Source organism: Solemya elarraichensis gill symbiont (assembly GCF_002021095.1).
Classification (GTDB): Bacteria; Pseudomonadota; Gammaproteobacteria; order Chromatiales; family Chromatiaceae.
This window is the reverse complement of sequence record NZ_MPRK01000247.1, coordinates 1-2,530: the sequence shown is the minus strand read 5'-3', so window position 1 is coordinate 2,530 and position 2,530 is coordinate 1. Positions and strand designations below refer to the sequence as shown.

At 51.9% G+C, this 2,530-nt stretch carries 2 protein-coding genes; both read right to left on the bottom strand.

From position 1 onward, the window contains the following. Positions 1-194: 194 nt before the first annotated feature. Positions 195-917 carry a tyrosine-protein phosphatase gene (locus tag BOW51_RS09745; protein WP_078477547.1) on the bottom strand — a complete coding sequence of 241 codons (723 nt, stop codon included), beginning with the start codon at positions 915-917 and terminating at the stop codon, positions 195-197. A 52-nt stretch (positions 918-969) separates the two neighbouring features. Next, positions 970-2,355: an O-antigen ligase family protein gene (locus BOW51_RS09740; protein ID WP_135568229.1), complete on the bottom strand. Its 1,386-nt coding sequence runs from the start codon at positions 2,353-2,355 to the stop codon at positions 970-972. Between the last annotated feature and the right edge of the window lie 175 nt (positions 2,356-2,530).

Genomic DNA, 2,530 nt, shown 5'->3' with positions numbered 1-2,530 from the left:
GTTAACATATATGTTAACTTTCTGCAAAACTGGTAATTTCATCATGCAGAGTGTGAAGGGCTGTTCGGATCCCGGGTCAAGCCCGGGATGACGATATAGGGCGGCCGGGATGACGATTAGGGACGACCGGGATGATGAATGTTTATCGCGCCGGGGCGACGCTCCTACAAAATCATTTAGGTCGAGGTGACGAGTTATGAGAGGTTTGTGATTTTTGCTGGTCTTGTTGTGACCATTTCCCAGGATATGCTTTCGCCGACGAGTTTTTCGGCTGCTTTGCGGCCGGGTTCCAGTTTGGGTGGTCGGTATTGGCTGTTGTGGGCGTCTGTTGCCAGGAGAATGTTGTCTGCATGTGCTTTGAGTAATATCTCGGCGCATTTTTTTGGTGGTCGGCCGAAGTCTCCCGCAATTGAGGCGGCTGTCAGTTGCAGCAAGCAGCCTTTTTCTACAAAGACGTCTATCGCTTTTGGGTTGCGCATGACGTCCTTGTTGCGTTCCGGGTGAGCAATCAGTGGTGTGATGCCCTGCCCTAGCAGGAATGCGATCAGGTTCTCTGTGCCGGGAATGATTCGTTCGTGTGGGAATTCAAGCAGCAGGCTCTTTTCACCCTCTTCTGACTGCATTAGCGGCAGGCTTTCCTGCTCCAGCATCTCGATAATCTCGGCTGATATTCGTACCTCTCCCCCTGCACTTATCTTCAGTGGAATAGCGGCCTCATCGAGTGCCTCGCGGAAGGTTTGGCATGCTGTCTCGATATTGGAGAGTCGGTTTTCGTAACGGCCCGGGTGTACGTGGGGTGTCATGACTGAGTGAGTGATGCCGTCTGCGACTGCTATGCGTGCCAATTCGAGCGCCTCTTCTATTGTCTGGGCGCCGTCGTCGATTGCTGGTAGCAGGTGGCAGTGGAGGTCGATCATTGTGTATAAGTTACAGGCAACAAGTTGCAGGTTGCAAGCTGAATAGAGATGGTTACCAGGATTCGTTGCTGTCAAAAGCCGGTCTGTGTTTTGGTACTGCCTTGATCTCCTCCCGCCTTGACTCTTGTCTGCGTCGTCTTGCAGGTTTCGGCTCCTCTTCCTCTAACCGATGCTGCTTGAAGAAGAGTGCCAGCAGGAAAGCAAAGTAGAGTGCATTCGCCGGTTTACGCAGGTTGAAATCCATCAGGGTGTGCAGCGCTATCAGCAGTATACCGATGCCAGCTCCTACCTGCAGAAACCGGAAGCTGTGCCAGTTGCCGCGCTGCCATACATTTGTCCACTGCTTTAGGTAGAGGGCGAAAAAGAAGAGAATCATGCCGAGCCCCATGAGTCCAGTGTCGAATATCCATTCAAGGTAATCATTGTGGAGATGGTTGACGAACTCTGTTATCTGCAATGGCTGGTATGCAGGGTAAATTGACGGGAAGCTTCCTGCCCCACTGCCAAGCGGGAAGAAGCTGCCAATCGGTTCCATCGAGGTCGCAAAGAATAACCAACGGTAGTCTTGCGTAGGATCAACGGCGAAACGTCCAAGTACAGGTGCCAGGCCAATCTCCAGTGAAACAACCACGACCACACCAAGGACCATTGCCAATGTGCCTGATGAGCTCCTGCGACCCAGCTGGGCTGAAAATAACAGCATGCTGATGAAGAGTCCGAACATCATCAGTGCAATGCCCATGCGTGAACGCGTGTAGACAATACCGATGAGTAACACAATCGCTATTAGGCCGTGCAATAGCGCCTGGTTACCACTAGTTTTGACCATACGAGCAACCATTTCACCCTTCTCTTGTTTATTGCTGACAAGTGAGGCTATCAGTAGTCCCAACGTCATCGGGAAGACCATTTCAAGAAAACCGGCAAAGTGATCAGTGTTAAACCAGGTTCCGGCACCTTTATGGGAAATATTGGGAATCAGGTCGTGGAGCGGGCTGGCAGAGGGTGTCACGTATTGAGCCAGCGCAAGCAGTGTCTGAAACAGCGCCATCGCAATCACCAGCCATGCCAATCGCACGAGTTGCTGTACTGATAGTGTATAGACAGCCAGAAACATGGCAACAGGTGGCAGCAAGGCCCAGAATACAATCTCACTACGCATGGGAGCCAGAGACATGGGACGCCAGCTATCCACCTGACCATGTTCTGCCAGCTGCAACCATGGAAGGAAGACATCCCTTCCGGGTAGTCCCGACCAGACTCCTACGGGAACAGGTAACAGCTGGATTAAAGGCACTATCAGCAAAAGTGCCAAGAACCATAACAGCCTTGACGGAACTTCGCGGTAAGCACGGTTGTACAGCCACTGGTAGAGCAGAATCAGGGAGCCCAGCTCCAGCAACAACAGTGGAATAGGCAGGTTTCCCGCACGGAACAAGGGGGCAAATAGCAGTAGAAGTGCTACCAGAATAAAAACACCCCGGATCCGTGAGGAAACCGGGGGGGTTTCAGTATTTATTGACCCAGACACGCTGCAAATTCCACAGCAGGACAGAGAATTTCTTGATTACTCGGTAACATCACCAGCAAAAGCAGCACCAGCTCCAATCAGC

Coding starts and splice junctions, on each gene's coding strand:
- BOW51_RS09745 (WP_078477547.1), bottom strand. CDS start 917: ATGATCGACCTCCACTGCCACCTGCTACCAGCAATCGACGACGGCGCC.